The following is a 15,994-nucleotide window of genomic DNA, read 5'->3' as shown; positions in this document are numbered from 1 at the left end:
TAGCTCGCAGGGAATTTACCCGGAAAACCGTATGTTGCAACCGGGACATACGGAACTTTCCGAGCGCGACGATCAATTTTGTCAATCAGATGCCGGCGTACCATTGATAGCCGTGGTGATCTTCCCAATAGCCGCCCTGGCCGAGGCCAATCTCGTCGAGGCTGGCAACGGCCTCGATCGCTGTCAGATACTTTGGATGTTTGTAGCCGAGCTGCCTTTCGATCCGCATCCGCAGAGGAGCACCGTTCTTGATCGGCAGGCTCTCGCCGTTCAGAAGGTGTGCGATAATTGTCTGCGGGTGCATCGCGTCGACCATGTCGACACTCTCGTAATATTTGTGGCCGCCCAGAGTGTCGGCGCAGCGGAAAACGATGAAATTCGCATCTTCGCTGATACCGGCAGCTTCCAGAACGGCGGAGAGCTGCGGACCGGTCCACTCGCCGATCGCGCTCCACCCCTCAACGCAGTCGTGGCGGGTGATTTGCGTCCGCTGGGGCAATGCGCGCAAGTCTTCGAGCGAGAGCGACAACGGATTCGCGACCAATCCGCCGACTTCGAGCCGCCAGTTTTTGAAGCCCTCCACTACGTGCCGGCGATACGCGTCGGTATCGACGCTCAGCGATCCATTGCCGCGGAAATCGGGTGAGATGGCTGACTTGGCGTATTCCCGCACCAATGCCGTTCGGTTCGACAGCGCCCGATGGGCCTTGCGGTGCCAGTCCTCAGCGGCCGACAGCAGGGACGAACCGGCGGTCGAATTGGCAACCTTGGAGCAGGCGCCGACGAACATTGCGCCCAATCCGGCGAGCAGCGCGCGGCGCTTCATGCTTTGCCTCCGGTGATCATGTCGCGGATCTGGCGGACCGGATCCGACAGCAGGACCAGAGCGATGTGGACCACCAGAAACGCGAAGATAGCCCATGCCAGGATGAAGTGAACTGATCGGGCGCTTTGCCTTCCGCCGAATGCATCGACCAGCCACGGTGCGGCGGATTCGAAACCGGGGCTGATGGCCAGGCCTGAAAAGATCATCCCCGGCAGGAGGACTGCGTAAACCACGCCGTAGGCGGCTTTCTGCAGGAAGTTGTATTTGCCCGGACCGTGACGAAAATCGAGTTTCAGGTGTCTTGCGATATCCGATCTGATTGACTGAGGGCGCCATTCCCGAGGGCTGGTTCGAAGATCGCGCCAGAAATGTCGGTTGACCAGCATCGCGGCCCACATGAACAGCAGTCCGAAGGCAAACGGCCATGCCATCAGGATATGCCAATCGCGTGCCGCGGCGAGGCTGTAATAGTCTGGAATGGTCGCCCAGCCGGGAAACCGCGGCACGGCCAACCACGCCTGCTCGGGCGAGAAACCCCAATCGCCCCAGTAAAGATAGCGGTGCGCGTTGGAAATATTGAGGCCGGACATGAACAGGACAATCAGGCACACCAGGTTAAGCCAGTGCCACAGCCGCGTCGAAAGAAAGTGGCGTTTCATGCGCTTGGCCCTTGGCGGGCCAGATAAATCACGTCGCGGGGCTGGGCGAGGAGATGTTGTCCGCTGTCGATGAACAGCGTTTCTCCGCTCGCCAGCCACCCCTCGGCAAGAAACAAGGCGGCGTCCGCCATCTCGCTCGCCCGCGTCTTGCGAAGAAGCGGGTTGAGCCGGTGCGACACCTCGGTTTCGCTCTCGGTCTGGTCATGGCTGGCCAGGATCGCACCCGGCGCCAGTCCGTATATCCGGTCGTCCTCGTGCGCTGCAGCCATCGCGAGCATCGGTACCGTCGCGGCCAGAGCGTGCTTGCTCATGGTGTAGGAGAAGAAGTCGGGATTGGGGTTGGCGAGTTTCTGGTCCGTCACCTGGATCACGCGTCGTCCACCGTGGGACCGGGCAAGGCGCAGGTAGGCCTGAGCCATCATTACCGGTGTCCGGGCGTTGATCTGCATTGCCCGCCGGTTGGTTTCAGGGTCGAGGGAAGTCGCATCGTCGGGAACGAAGATCGACGCAGAGTTGATCAGCGCCCGCCAGTCGTCCAGGCGTTCAGCCATTCGCTTCACCATGTCCGCAGCGGCAACTTCGTCGCTGAGGTCGCACCTGACAGTTTCGGCGGAGGGCAGGGTGGCCGCCAACGCATCGGCCTGTGTTGCAGAGGTTCCGTAGTGGATGACCACGTGCCAGCCCGCGTGGCCGAATTTCCGCGCCATTGCGGCCCCGATCCGTTTGGCCGCGCCCGTAATAAGAACCGCTGGCAAGGGCATCAGGCCCGCGTTCGGTGAGGAGAATTATCGAGCGAGGACATGGGCTGCTTTGACCACAGCTGGCCGCCTTAGGGAAGTATCAATCAAGCTGACACAAATCGGGCGCGCCATCCGTATGGACGGCGCGCCCGCACTATGTCCGGCAGTCCTATTAGCGGCAGTTCAGATTGCCGCGATCAATCTCGCGGCCGATCAAACCCCCACCGACAGCGCCAATAATGGCGCCGATCGTGCGGTCACCGCGACCAGCGATTTCATGGCCAGCGAGCGCACCGACACCGGCTCCGATCACTAGACCTGTCGTACCGTTATCGCGCCGGCAGTAATACCGCCCATCGTCGCCGCGCCACATCCGGTCGCTGCGCGTGAGGCGTCGCGGCCGGTAATACCGACCGCGGTCGTCATAGCGGCGCTCATAATCTTTCGCCCGCTTGCCATAGGCTTTGGCATGGGGCGGCGGGTCTGCCAGAACCGGCGCGGCCGGAACGGCCAGCGAGGCGGCGGCAATTGCGAGGAAAAATACGCGCATTGTGAATCACCTTTCAAGCGATGTTGCGATTATCCGAATAACCGCCAGTTTTCGCGATCGGTCCACAACCTCCGATGAACGGGCACGATTCACGGCAAATCACGCATGAATTGTGCATTTTTGGAGACAGGCTGAGCTGTCAGGAAGCCGATGCCGTGGCTTCACGATCGCGTTCGGCGCGCGATTTCTTCTCGGCGCTGGTCCGCAACTGGCCGCAGGCCGCATCGATGTCGCGCCCACGGGGGGTGCGAACCGGGGCGCTGATCCCGGCTTCGAAGACTATGTTCGAAAAACTGCGGATCCGCTCGGGCGTGGAGCATTCATAAGGCGCGCCGGGCCAAGGATTGAACGGGATCAGGTTGACCTTTGCCGGCAAGTCGTAGCGCTTGAGCAGGCGGACCAGTTCATGCGCGTCCTGATCGCTGTCATTCTTGTCCTTCAGCATCACATATTCGAACGTGATCCGCCGGGCGTTCGATGCGCCGGGATAATCCGAGCAGGCGCGGAGCAATTCGTCGATCCCGTATTTGCGGTTGATCGGGACGATCTCGTCGCGCACTTCCTTGGTCACCGCATGGAGCGACACGGCCAAATTGACGCCGATTTCCTCGCCGCAGCGCGCCATCATCGGAACGACACCGCTGGTTGAAAGCGTGATCCGCCGCTTCGAAAGGGCCAGCCCATCACCGTCCATCACCAGTTGCAAGGCGTCGCGGACATGGTCGAAATTATACAGCGGTTCGCCCATTCCCATCATCACGATGTTCGTCAGCAGGCGGCCGTCGGCGCGGTATTCTGTCTCGTCCTCGACTTCGGAAATGTCCATCCGGCCTTTCGGCCATTCGCCGAGCGCGTCGCGTGCGAGCATCACCTGCCCGACAATTTCGCCGGGCGTCAGGTTCCGGACCAGGCGCATGGTTCCGGTATGGCAGAAAGTGCAGTTCAACGTGCAGCCGACCTGGCTCGACACGCATAACGTGCCGCGGTCCGCATCGGGGATGAAGACCATCTCGTAATCATGACCGTCGTCGGTCTGCAGCAGCCATTTGCGTGTCCCGTCCGAGGAATGCTGGGCTTCGACGATATTGGGCCGGCCGACAACGAACCGCTCCGCCAGCCATGGCTGCATGGTCTTGGCGATATCGGTCATCGCGCCGAAATCTGTGGCGCCGCGGTGATACAGCCAGTGGTACACCTGTTTTGAACGCAGCTTCGCCTGCTTGGCATCCAGCCCGGCTTGCGCAAACAGTTCCGCGATGCGCGCCTTGGGCAGTCCAAGCAAATCGATGCGTCCATCGGCGCGCGGGGTAATGCTGCGCGCAACGGGAACGGGATCGACTTGTCCGGGAATACTCATGAGTGCTGTGTCGGCCATGAGCGCGCATATAGGTTCCCGGCAGGCACATGGCAAAGAATTGCTTGAAACCACGAATGGGTAAAATCTCAGCCGGAGCAGTTCATGTTAGAGCAAGGTTAGGTCGTTGGTCTTTGCAAATGCACGGTCCGTCGGTAACAATGTTGCGTACATGTCACAGAGTTCTTGTTGTTTCAGGTTCATGAAACCAAGCCATGGTGCGCCCGTTTCCAGGGTCCGCGGCGATAGCGCCGTGAGGCTAAACCTTGGAGTTCAAAATGAAAAAGACAGTCGCATTTCTCGCAGGAATTTCGCTTTCCGCCATTGCCGCGCCGGCGATTGCCCAGGACGGCGATTCCACTTTCACTGGTCCACGTGTCGAAGGGATCGTCGGTTATGACATCGCCTCGGCCGGGAGCAGCGTCGACGATGACGCGAACCAGGATAATGACCAGTCGATTGACGGCCTGATGTACGGCGTCGCCGTGGGTTATGATGTCGATATGGGCGGTATCGTCGTCGGTGCCGAAGCCGAATTGACGGACTCGACCGCCAAGACCGAATTCGAAAACGGCGATTTCGAAGGCTTTGGCTTCGGTAATGTCCGCGCTGGCCGCGATCTCTATGTGGGCGCGCGGGCCGGCGTAAAGGCATCGCCGGATATGCTGCTTTATGCGAAGGGTGGTTACACCAACGCCAAATTCGATGTGCTGTCGAATGACGGGACCACCGAATTCAACCAGGACATCGATTCCGATGGATTCCGGATCGGTGCTGGCGCCGAATATGCGATGAGCACCAACAGCTTTATCAAGCTGGAATATCGCTATTCCAATTACAGCGAGGCCGAAGTCGATTTCGATGGCGATCTGCCGGACACCGAACGGTTCGATGTCGACCTCGATCGTCATCAGGTCGTGGCAAGCTATGGCTTCCGCTTTTAAACGCAGCGATAATTCATGACACGGCGGGCCGGGAAGCGATTCCCGGTCCGCTTGTTCTTGAAAGCTTAGGGCTAGCGCTTGGCGCAGCCTACCGTCGCAGCATCCATGGCGGTAGCGGCGCCGGACAGGTCGTAAGTGCTGGAAAACCGGCGGCCGCGCGTGTCCGTTGCGGTGACAGTCATAGACCCGGCTGACCGGATTGCCGCCACGATAGCGGCGTCCATTGCCCGGTCGCGGGCCCACGCATCGCCTCCACCCCCCGCGAGGGTGAAGTTCTTGCCACCGATCAGCAGATTTATGGCCTTGCCGGGCGCCATCTCGCGGGTCAGGCGTAGATGGATCTGACCGCGGACCCCGCGAGTGGGCCATGTGCCGATCGAAACATAGGGGTCATAATCGCGCTGCCGGGTGCTCGGACGCGGTTTGGTGATTGCGTAGCAGCGCGGCACGGAAGGATCGCGAAAAGCGCCCCAGCCGGAGAAAATGCCCAGACTGTCCCGCGCGGCCGACGGGGCAGCCGTAAGAGCCGCCAATGCGGCAATTGCAGCGAGGATTCGCTTCACAGGGCCGGACCCAAGCTGCTCTGGGGCTGCGTGGCGCCTTGCGGCACGACTATCGGGATACTGCGCGGCGTCATGGCTGCGACACCACTACCGCGTTTCCGAAGAAGAATTCAACGCCGCAGGAAGTCGCTGACCGTTCTGGGCCGTCCGGAACGGGCTTTGTCGGGGTGCATATGTTCGTACACCACGGCGTTCTCGATCACCCGGCTGACGTAATTCTTGGTTTCGTAGATCGGGATCTGTTCGATCCAGTCGAGATAGGTGATGCTGCCGGTCCGCGGATCGCCATTGGCGCGCAGCCATTTGTTCACATTGCCCGGGCCAGCGTTGTAGGCGGCGACGGCAAGCGGGAAAGCACCGCCATAATAGTCCAGCATCCGGGAAAAATAGCCGTCGCCCAGTTGGATATTGTAGCTGGGGGAATCAATCAGATTGGCAGACATGTAGCTCATGCCGAGTTTCCCGGCCTGTTCGCGCGCGGTGCCCGGCATCAGCTGCATCAATCCGCGTGCGCCCGCGTGACTGATCGCGTTCTGGGCGAACTGGCTTTCCTGTCTGCTGATAGCGTGGACATGGGTCCAGTTCACGCCTGGCGGGGTCTGCAGCGTCGGGAACCCGATCGCGGTAAAATTCTTGTGTCCATCGGCTGCAGCGGAATCGAACAAATTGACCGCCAGATCGCGGCGGCCAGTTTCCTGTGCCAGTTCCGCGACCAGGACATGCTCGGCTTCGGTTTCGGCCTTGTCTGCAATCGTTCGGTAGAACTGGATGCCGGTGCGCCACGGCGCATCGCGGGACACTTCCTTGACCGCTTTGGTCAGCGGCGCATTCTGGAACGCCGCGCGCTGCTCCTGCGTCGGCCTTGCGCTCGGCAGGCCCGAGAAATCGGGCAGGGCGCGGCCGAGTTTTTCGTACGCCAGCATCCCGTAAAAGCGGTCCGGATATTCGGCCGCCAGCTCCCAGTACCGGTTCGCTTCAGCCATGTTGCCGGCCCGCTGCGCCGCGTGCCCGGCCCAGTAGAATCCCTTCGACCGGGTCTGCGGGGTACGCGCCGCTGCGCCGTAGCGGTAGAACAGTGGAGCTGCGGCGTTGCCGTCGCCCAGGTTCCACAACGCCTTGGTCCCGCCGAGCCACATCAACGAGGTGTAGTCATCACGCAGGCGGTAGGACATTCCGCTAATGTCCGCGCCGGGCGCGAACAGATCGTCCACCGACGCGGCAATGCGCTGTGCGGAACGGGCATCGGCGATTTGCGCAAGGCGCAGCATTTCGCCCACGAAACCCTCTGCGTTGTAGGCGGGCCGCGCAAAGGCCGGTCGGGTGGCGAGCAGGCTTACCGCAGCGCTGCCCTGACCGCTCGCGCGCAGCTGGCGAACCTGATTATAGACGTAGCCAGGATCGCGGCTGGCATCCGGCGGTACAGCCACGCCAGCGGATTGCGGATCCGTGCCTTGTAGCAAGGCAAGCCGCGCCGCCGCAACATTGCGGTAGGCTGGCGAAACATTGATCATCTGCCGTCCGGCCGCTTCGGTCTTGCCCTGCCATAGCAAGGCATCCATCCGGGCGTCGTGATCCTCCGGCCCGAACTGAGCGCCGAACATTCCGATCAAATAAATTTCAGACGGACCGCTCATGTCGCCGCCGCGCCACGCTTCGCGCGCGACTGCCGACGCCTGCGGCCGGTTCAGCGCCGCCAGCGCCAGTGCATAGCGGGCGCGGGCCGGGTTGGTCAGTGGCGGCATCTGGTCGAAGTACGTCACCAGATGTTCGGAGCTGACCGATTCCCGTTCCAGCGCGGCCTCTGCATAGCGGCGAAGTTTGTCTTCCTGCGGGAAATCCGGATAGGCGAGCACGAATCCGGCATAATCGTCAAACGACATCCGGTCGTTGCTGCTGAGGAATTCCCAGCGGCTGATCGCCTGTGCCATCTGGGTCGGCGCGCGGGCCACCATCTCGGCCCTGGCGCGGTCCCAACTTGCGGCTTCCTGCGCTGTGACGGGCACAGAAGCCGTCAGTGCGGTGGTTACAAAAATGGTGGTTGCGAATAGAGAGATACGGTCCATGCTGGACATATTGGCGGTCGGCTCCTTATCAGGCGCTGAACGACATCCCCCCAGCGCAGCTATTGCGCGGTAACTATGGGGCCAACTTAGGACGCAGGTAAATGTTTTCCGGCTCGATTCCCGCTCTGGTGACTCCATTTCGCGACGGGACGTTTGACGAACGCGCATTTCGCCGTCTGGTCGACTGGCAGATCGACAATGGCAGCGCGGCGCTGGTGCCGTGCGGAACCACGGGGGAGGCATCGACCCTGTCCAACGCCGAACACCACAGAGTGATCGAAATCTGCATCGAACAGGCCGCTGGCAGGGTTCCGATAATTGCGGGCTGCGGAAGCAACGATACCCAGAACGCGCTGCTCCATATGAATTTCTCCAGGAAGGCGGGCGCGGCGGCGGGGCTGTGCGTAGCGCCCTATTACAACCGCCCGAGCCAGCGCGGGCTGGTCGCGCATTTCAGCCACCTGGCGGAAAATTGCGACCTGCCGATCGTGCTCTACAACGTTCCGGGCCGCACGGTTACCGACCTGCTGCCCGAAACGGTGATCGAGCTGGCGGAGAAATATCCCGGGCAGATTGTGGCGATCAAGGACGCCAGCGGCGATCTGTCGCGCGTCACCGACCACCGGATGGGGATTGGGCGCGAATTTTGCCAGTTGTCGGGCGACGACGAACTGGCGCTACCGGCCAACGCGGCGGGTGCGCGGGGCTGCATTTCGGTGACCGCCAATGTCGCACCGGCGCTATGTGCAGAATTCCAGCAGGCCTGCGCCGAGAACGATTTTGCCAAGGCGCGCAGGCTGAACGACAAACTTTACCCGCTGCATTACGCCATGTTCGAGGACGCTTCGCCCGCTCCGGTCAAATATGCCCTCAGCCGGGTGCACGACTGGATGACGGACGAGGTCCGCCTGCCGCTGTGCACCGCCAACGATGCCGCAAGGCGAGCGGTCGATGCGGCGCTGGTGCACGCGGGATTGGTGTGAGGCATCGAATGCCCCCTTTAGTTATCGATCCTTTCTGCCTACATGCGCCTGACCATGGCACGCCCCAAGACAGCTGAGTTCGACAAGCAGAAGATCGTCGCCGAAAACCGGCGGGCGCGGTTCGATTATGCGGTGGACGACAAATTCGAAGCCGGTATTGCCCTGACCGGTACCGAGGTGAAGAGCCTGCGCGCGGGCGCGGGTTCGATTGCGGAAAGCTATGCCGAGGTGCGCGATGGCGCGGTGTGGCTGGTGAATTCCAACATTCCCGAATTCAGCCACGGCAACCGCTTCAACCACGTGCCCACCCGGCCGCGCAAATTGCTGCTGCACGAACGCGAAATCGGCAAGCTGCGAGCTGCTGTCGAGCGCAAGGGCATGACGATGGTCCCGCTGTCGATCTATTTCAACGGTCGCGGACGGGCCAAGGTGGAACTTGCACTGGCGAAGGGCCGCCAGGCGCAGGACAAGCGGGAATATGTCAAGGACCGCGACTGGAAAAGGGACAAGGCCCGGCTGATGCGCGAAAAGGGATGAGCGGCAAAAGCGTCACATTGGACGGATAAATTCCAGTCGCGTCGAAGCCTGCACGATTTCGTCCCTGTTCATCAACTTTCGGTTACCCATATCCCCGTCATGATCACTCCCCGCGACCCCATGCTGCCCAGCCGTTCCGCATCTGCGCCTGGGCCCCGGTCGAAGGGCTTGCAACGCTCGCGCCACACGCGCATTGCGGGACGGCAATCATGACCGACAATCTCACAAAGCTGCAGACCGGAGCCGGAGGGAGTCCGGGGAACAGCGCCCGCGCCCGCCGCGATCAGAAGATCTCGTTCCGTTCCAAGACTTTCCTGGCGGACGTATATCGCAAATACGTCCCCACTCGCGAAGAGATGGCCGAGAACAAATATCTCAAACCGATCGCGCATCGTTTCCTCAGCCCGGAATTGTGGCGCTTTACCCGGCGGTCGGTTCCGCGCGGTGTGGCGCTGGGTTTGTTCGCCGGATTTATCATCCCGCTCGGCCAGGTGTTTGTGGCGGCGTTTCTTGCGCTGCCCGCGCGCGCCAATGTTCCCTTGGCCGCCTTGCTTACCTTTGTGACCAATCCCTTTACATTTCCATTCTGGGCGGTGGTCGCCAATCGGATCGGGGCATTCATCCTGAAAATTGATTCAGCCGCGACGGGAGGGGCCGCTCAGGCCGAGATGTCCAGCGGACGGTGGGCCTGGTTTGTGGAAATGTTCGAAGGTGTTGGAATAACGGTTCTTGTAACGGTTTTCGGCTTTGTCGTACTGTCGGTGGTGACCGCGGCTATCGGATATGTCCTCTCTGGCATGATCTGGCGGGTCATGGTGGGCCGGCGGCGCCACCGCAGGCTGAAGATATTCGCCGACCAAAAGGATGAAAGGCTCAAGGACGCCCAAAGTGCGGCAGAACCGGAAGCTTACGAAGCATGAAGCCTTCCGTGCAGAGGCCAGAAGCCGATGGAATATTCGCCGGTCAATCCACCAGACTGGCGGGGCTCGCAATTGCACTGTTCGTCAGCGCCTGGGCCGTATGGCTGATTACCGGGGAAGTGGTTCCTGCAATTGCGTTTCTTTGCGGGCTGATCGTTCTGGCCGCCGCCAGTTTTGCTGCGAGCCGGTTACCCCGAAACACCGAGGACGCCGGGTTTGCGGCGCCGGACTGGTCTGTAACAGTTGCTGCCATCGAGCAGCCCGGGGTGGCAATTGCAATTACCGACCGGGCGAACCGGCTCGCCTGCGCCAACGCTCTGTACGCCGAAAGGTTCGGCGCGAACCATGCCCCGCCCAGCCTGGCGGTGGAGCGCGACGGGCTGGAAGCGCTTGCTATCGCTGCACGGCAGGCATGGCGCGACGGTAGCGGCGTTGTAGAGCATCTCGAAAACGGCGATCGGGGCGACACGTGGCGCGCCACTGCGGATCGGGCCGGGCGCGGCGATGATTATCTCGTCTGGCGGTTCGAACTGATCCGCGGAGAGAATTTGGCTCTTACGCTGGCGACGCGGCTGGCAGGACAGTTTGGCAATATCCTGTCCGGAGCCGGTATCGAGGTTGCGCTGGTCGGCCCCGACGGGATTATTCGCGCCGCAAACCGCGGGTTTGCCGAACGCGCATCGGGCGATGGTACTGCGACCATGGCCGGGCAGGAATACGCTGCCCAGTTGCGGATTGACGAGCGCGACCAGCTATTTTTTGCAAGGGACACGAGGCGGGCGAGTCCGCAGACCTTGATTCAGGTCCCTCTGATCGACCCGGAAACCCGCAGCGGCTCCGGTACGCCCACCAGGAAATCCTCTGCCCTTGGCACAGCGGCACAGAACGAGGAGGAAGCCTCTTCGCTGATGCTGCTGATCGACAGCGGCGTGGGCCTCGGTGCCAATTGGGACGGCGGCGCGCAAGCGGCCACTCCGCAGTTGGAGGCGTTGCTCGGGGCCTTGCCGCTGGGTCTGGCGATGACCGACCGCGACGGCCGCTTCCTGTTCGCGAACAGTGCGTTCCTGCGCGCCATCGATCTGGAGGGGGCAGGCTTGCCGCAATTCCCGTCCGATCTGGTAGTGCGCGAAGACAAGGCGGCGCTTTCCGACGCGGTTCGGCGGTTCGGACGCGGGCCGGGCAGCAACGGGGATATGGCCGTGCGATTGCTCAGTCAGCCGGACGAGCCGGTATCGCTTGGCCTCGCCGGTGTTCGGGGTTTGGGGGAGGCGGCGGTGCTCCTGAGTCTGGCCGATTCAACCGAGGAAACACGCCTCAAACGCCAGATTGCCCAAGCCACCAAGATGCAGGCTGTGGGCCAGCTGGCGGGCGGCGTCGCGCATGATTTCAACAATGTCCTGACCGCGATTATCGGCTATTGCGATCTCATGTTGCTGCGGCACACGCCGGGCGACAGCGACTACGACGATATCCAGCAGATCCGCGCGAATTCCAACCGCGCGGCCTCGCTGACCCGCCAATTGCTCGCCTTCTCGCGCCAGCAGACGCTGCGCCCTGAAGTCGTTCAACTGCCCGACATTGTCAGCGAGGTGAGCCAGTTGCTCAAACGCCTGGTCGGGGAGAAGATCACCTTCACCATCCGGCATGACCGCGACCTCGGCCCGGTTCGCGCCGATCCGCAGCAATTGGAACAGGTCATCGTGAACCTGGCGGTAAACGCCCGCGACGCGATCAACGCCAATGGAGACGGTACCGGAAAGTTGACCCTGTCCACCCGAAGGGTTTCCGCCAGCGATGTGCGCAAGGCCGGGTCGGACATCATCCCGGTGGCGGATTATACCGTCATGGTGGTTCAGGACAGCGGCGGCGGAATTCCCCCTGAATTGCTGGGCAAAATCTTCGAACCCTTCTTCACCACCAAGGAACAGGGAAAGGGTACCGGCCTCGGCCTGTCGACTGTTTACGGGATCGTCAAACAATCGGGCGGGTTCATCTTCGCCGACAATATCAAGGGTGTGCACGGCCGCCCCGATGGCGCCAGATTCACGATTTATCTGCCGGTGCATCACGGCGAACCGGTTGACGCATCCAAGCCGGTGATCGACCGGAAGGCCAGCAAATGGTCTGGCGGTGGCCGCCTGCTGCTGGTGGAGGATGAGGCGATGGTCCGCGCAGTGGCCGAACGCGCGCTCACCCGCGCCGGCTATGTGGTGACGACCGCGAACGATGGTGAAGAAGGGTTGGCGGAAATTGTCCGGGGCGGTGAGTTCGATCTGATCGTTTCCGACGTCGTTATGCCCGGGATGGACGGCCCCACCATGGCGCGCGAGATTCGCGCCCTCAATCCGGCGCTGCCGGTGCTGTTCATGTCCGGCTATGCCGAGGAGCAATTGCGGCGGGACATTGACATCGACAATATGTACTTCATCCCCAAGCCGTTCAGTGTCCAGCAGATCAGCGACAAGGTCGGGAGCATACTCGGCGAGCAGGACCTGCACCACCCGGAGAAATGATACTTTGTAACATTCATCTCCGGTAAAGGTGCAGACGAGGACAAAAGGGGTCAAATCCAGGGCAGATGCGCCGCCGTCGGAGGGGGAAATTCAGATGATCGTCACACGCAAGCTGGCTGGAAAATGCCTGACTGGATTGGGGGCGGTCCTTTGCTTGGCCGCCACGGCATCCGCGCAGACCTCCAGCGACAACCTTGCCAATCCCGATGCCACGTCACAGGGCGAGGTCTCGGTTACGATTTACAACAACGGACAGGCACTGGTGCAGGATATTCGCCAACTGGCGATCGCGCAGGGCCGCAGCCGGATCGAATTCCCCGATGTTTCCGCGCAGATTCGCCCTGAAACTCTCAGCTTCAACGCTGAGGGAGCCGGCATCGTCGAACAGAATTTCGACTTCGACCTGCTGACACCCGGCAAGCTGATGGAAAAGGCAATTGGTCAGACGATTACCCTGATCAGGACCAACCCCGCGACCGGTACAGAATCGCGGGAACGGGCAACTGTGCTATCCACCGCGGGCGGCGTGGTGGTGAAGATCGGCGACCGCATCGAAGTGCTGCGCGACGACGGTCTGCCTGTCCGTGCGGTGTTCGACCGGGTTCCGCCAAACCTGCGCGCCCGCCCGACGCTGTCGGTGACTGTCGAAGCGGCGCGCGCCGGAACGCGCCCTGCGTCGATCCGCTACCTGACCCCCGGCCTCGGCTGGTCGGCGGATTATGTCGCCCTGTTCGACGAGCCAAAGGGTGCCATCGATATGCAAGGGTGGGTGACCCTGACAAACAACACCGGAACAACCTTCCATGATGCAAATACGCTGCTGATCGCCGGAAGCCCCGGGCAGGGTAGTGGCCGCCGGCCGGTATCGCCAGGCATGGTGCGCCCCGGCACCGAAAGCGCCGCCCGCGAACAGGTGGGTGATTTCTATCTTTATCCGATTGGCGCACGGACCACGATCGCCAATGCCCAGACCAAACAAGTCAGTTTTCTCGACGTCCAGGGTGTAGCAGCACGGCGAGTCTATGCCCGCACGGTAAACTGGCTGCAGAACGACGGCGCACCGCAACCCGTTTCCACTTCGCTGAGCTTCTCCACCTCGCGCGCGGCCGGGCTCGGCGATGCGCTGCCTGCCGGGACGGTCCGCTTCTATCAACGCGACAGCCAAGGCACACCGCAGTTCATCGGCGAAAGCGGGATTGGTCACACACCCGCAGGCAGCGAGTTGATGCTGACCACCGGTAGCGCCTTCGACGTCTATCTTCAGGCAGAGGTTGAAAAGCGCGAGAAGATAACTTCCTCCGAATGGGAAAGGTCTTCCCGCTACCGGGTCATCAAGGACGGTGAAGTGGTGACACAGGTCGAATCCGAACGACCGGTCGAATATTACCGCACCACCATGCGCTACACGATGACCAATGCGAAATCGGAACCGGTCGATATCGACCTTATCCAGTCCGGTCTCGACCGCGGGTGGTGGAGCCATGATTTCCGGATCGTGAGCGAAGATGTGCCTGGCGAACAGCTCAATCTCGGGAGCCGGAAGTGGGTGGTTCCGGTCCCGGCCAATGGCAGGCGCGAATTCCGCGTGACCTACGAAGCGCGCTACTGAGCGTGACGATGCGGCCTGCCGCTCTTGCCCTGATTGGTATCCTGATGGGCGGCACGACCGCGGTGCCCGCCGACGCGCGGGAGGTAGTCAGCGCTTCCGCTCCGGTCGGTCTCGCGGTCACGATCTACCGCGACCCCGGCCGCGGCGAAGGCGATGCGATGGACCGCGATTGGCCGCAAGGCTTCGCGATGATCAGCGAGACACGCGACGTTACCTTGCCGCCCGGCGAATCCACCATTCGCTTCGAAGGGGTTGCCGAAGGAATGGTGGCGGTCAGCGCGATTGTCACCGGACTGCCCGGCGGGACAATCGAGAAGAACCGCAATTCCGACCTGCTTTCCCCCGCCGCTGTGGTGGACGGAACCTTGGGCAACCGTGTCACCATTACCCGCACCAATCCGGCGACGGGCGTGACGGCGGCGGAATCCGCGATCATCAGCAGCCGCGCCGATGGCGGGCTGGTTCTGAAGACCTCCGGAGGGTACGAGGCGGTTCGCTGTTCGGGGCTACCGGAGGGCCTGACTTTCGATGCCATTCCTGCCGGCCTGTCTGCCAAGCCGATGTTTTCCATCGATACACGCGATGAAAATGGCGGCACTTACCGGGTCACGCTGACCTATCTCGCTTGGGGATTCGACTGGCAGGCGCATTATGTCGCGACGCTGGATGATCCTGCGGTTCCTGGCGAACAGCGGATCAAACTGCTGTCGTGGCTGACGATTCTGAACGACAACAACCAGTCGTTCGCCGATGCGGAACTGATGGCGGTGGCGGGCACCTTGAACATCATCAGCGATATCCAGAACCTGGCAGAGCCGCCCACCGGCCAGCCTTTGCGGCTGATGTGCTATCCCCTTGGCAGCACTGCAGCGGGTTCGCCCATTGCGGTTCCACCGCCACCGCCCATGCCACTTCCCTCTGCGCCCGCCATGGTCATAATGGACGATGCGATCATGGTAACGGGATCGAGAATGAAGGTGCAGGAGACACCCATCGCCGTTACGGCTGTGGAAGAGCAATTGGGCGATTTGAAACTTTACCGCGTGCCTGAACGCATGACAATTGCCGCGAAGGGGCTGAAACAGGTCGCTTTCCTGCAACGTAACGCTGTGAAGGCGGAATTGCTCTATACCGGCAGCTGCAGCGCCTGGGATAGCGCAATTGGACCGGTAGCTGCCGAAATCGAACTGACTACCAAAAATGACCGGGACCACGGCCTTGGGATCGCTCTGCCGATGGGCGGGATCACGATATTCGAACCGTCAATGGCGGGCGATCTGCTGGTTGGCGAGGAGGATTTACGTGATTACGCGGTCGGCCAGGATGTGGAGGTCTATCTCGGCGCAAGCAATCAGGTGTACGTCGCGTGCAAGCGGCTGACCGGGTCCCCGCCGGATGAGAACCCGCGCAAATGGGCACAGATGCAATCCACAGTCACCAATGCGAACCCATTCCCGGTCCGGATACGCCTGGATCTGGGCTGGACGGCAGATTGGGAACTGAGGAAGACACCGGGCCTGAAAACAAAGGATGGAGAACATGTTCTGGAAATGGCCATTCCGGCCAACGCATCGCGTACTTTGGACTGGAAGTTGCGGCCAACTGCGAGTTCTTAGTTCTTGAAAAACCGATAGTTCAGTGGTTTTGCGTAAGTCGCAGGAAAAAGTTTCGTTCCCCCCTTGTTCTACGAGAACAGATGCGGTACATCATTCAGCAGTGAAGCAAGCGGGGCG

14 protein-coding genes are annotated in these 15,994 nt (G+C 61.5%); 7 read left to right on the top strand and 7 right to left on the bottom strand.

The features are described 5' to 3' along the window. Positions 1-85 precede the first annotated feature (85 nt). From U0988_RS00180 to rlmN, 5 genes are all read right to left on the bottom strand, one after another. A complete protein-coding gene (locus U0988_RS00180; RefSeq protein ID WP_322290635.1) occupies positions 86-826 on the bottom strand; it encodes a molybdopterin-dependent oxidoreductase in 741 nt (246 codons plus the stop codon). Continuing rightward, positions 823-1,485 (bottom strand): cytochrome b/b6 domain-containing protein, encoded by a 663-nt coding sequence (locus U0988_RS00175; protein ID WP_322290634.1) that lies wholly within the window; start codon positions 1,483-1,485, stop codon positions 823-825. The genes U0988_RS00180 and U0988_RS00175 overlap by 4 nt, the downstream gene beginning before the upstream one ends. Next, positions 1,482-2,246: an SDR family oxidoreductase gene (locus U0988_RS00170; RefSeq protein ID WP_322290633.1), complete on the bottom strand. Its 765-nt coding sequence runs from the start codon at positions 2,244-2,246 to the stop codon at positions 1,482-1,484. The genes U0988_RS00175 and U0988_RS00170 overlap by 4 nt, the downstream gene beginning before the upstream one ends. Positions 2,247-2,397: 151 nt before the next feature. After that, positions 2,398-2,775 carry a glycine zipper 2TM domain-containing protein gene (locus U0988_RS00165; protein ID WP_322290632.1) on the bottom strand — a complete coding sequence of 126 codons (378 nt, stop codon included), beginning with the start codon at positions 2,773-2,775 and terminating at the stop codon, positions 2,398-2,400. Between the two features lie 139 nt (positions 2,776-2,914). Next, positions 2,915-4,150: a 23S rRNA (adenine(2503)-C(2))-methyltransferase RlmN gene (rlmN, locus tag U0988_RS00160; RefSeq protein ID WP_322290631.1), complete on the bottom strand. Its 1,236-nt coding sequence runs from the start codon at positions 4,148-4,150 to the stop codon at positions 2,915-2,917. 257 nt (positions 4,151-4,407) lie between these two features. Between rlmN and U0988_RS00155 the strand changes: the two genes are divergently transcribed. Then, positions 4,408-5,073, top strand: coding sequence for an outer membrane protein (locus U0988_RS00155; RefSeq protein ID WP_322290630.1), 666 nt, complete (start codon positions 4,408-4,410; stop codon positions 5,071-5,073). 71 nt (positions 5,074-5,144) lie between these two features. On the opposite strand, the gene U0988_RS00150 is transcribed toward U0988_RS00155, so the two are convergent. Both U0988_RS00150 and U0988_RS00145 read right to left on the bottom strand, forming a co-directional pair. After that, positions 5,145-5,636 (bottom strand): hypothetical protein, encoded by a 492-nt coding sequence (locus U0988_RS00150; protein WP_322290629.1) that lies wholly within the window; start codon positions 5,634-5,636, stop codon positions 5,145-5,147. 110 nt (positions 5,637-5,746) lie between these two features. After that, positions 5,747-7,708, bottom strand: coding sequence for a lytic transglycosylase domain-containing protein (locus U0988_RS00145; protein WP_322290628.1), 1,962 nt, complete (start codon positions 7,706-7,708; stop codon positions 5,747-5,749). A gap of 92 nt (positions 7,709-7,800) precedes the next feature. Here U0988_RS00145 and dapA point away from each other — a divergent pair, with 92 nt between their 5' ends. The 6 genes from dapA to U0988_RS00115 all read left to right on the top strand — a co-directional run bounded on the left by dapA (position 7,801) and on the right by U0988_RS00115 (position 15,877). After that, the gene (gene dapA, locus U0988_RS00140) at positions 7,801-8,682 is read left to right on the top strand and encodes a 4-hydroxy-tetrahydrodipicolinate synthase (RefSeq protein WP_322290627.1); all 882 of its coding nucleotides are present in this window, start codon (positions 7,801-7,803) and stop codon (positions 8,680-8,682) included. A 54-nt stretch (positions 8,683-8,736) separates the two neighbouring features. Beyond that, entirely contained in the window at positions 8,737-9,219 is a 483-nt protein-coding gene (gene smpB, locus U0988_RS00135; protein ID WP_322290626.1) for an SsrA-binding protein SmpB, read from the top strand. Positions 9,220-9,428: 209 nt separating this feature from the next. Further along, entirely contained in the window at positions 9,429-10,139 is a 711-nt protein-coding gene (locus U0988_RS00130) for a DUF2062 domain-containing protein (protein WP_322290625.1), read from the top strand. Continuing rightward, positions 10,136-12,652, top strand: a complete 2,517-nt coding sequence (locus tag U0988_RS00125) for a response regulator (RefSeq protein WP_322290624.1) — start codon at positions 10,136-10,138, stop codon at positions 12,650-12,652. The genes U0988_RS00130 and U0988_RS00125 overlap by 4 nt, the downstream gene beginning before the upstream one ends. A gap of 94 nt (positions 12,653-12,746) precedes the next feature. After that, on the top strand, positions 12,747-14,261 hold the full coding sequence (locus tag U0988_RS00120; RefSeq protein WP_322290623.1) for a DUF4139 domain-containing protein: 1,515 nt from the start codon (positions 12,747-12,749) through the stop codon (positions 14,259-14,261). Positions 14,262-14,269: 8 nt separating this feature from the next. Further along, positions 14,270-15,877 carry a hypothetical protein gene (locus U0988_RS00115; RefSeq protein ID WP_322290622.1) on the top strand — a complete coding sequence of 536 codons (1,608 nt, stop codon included), beginning with the start codon at positions 14,270-14,272 and terminating at the stop codon, positions 15,875-15,877. Positions 15,878-15,994 lie beyond the last annotated feature (117 nt).

The organism is Allopontixanthobacter sp. (genome assembly GCF_034376665.1).
Lineage (GTDB): Bacteria > Pseudomonadota > Alphaproteobacteria > Sphingomonadales > Sphingomonadaceae > Allopontixanthobacter.
The sequence above is the reverse complement of the archived record's forward strand: the minus strand, read 5'-3'. Positions and strand labels throughout refer to the sequence as shown.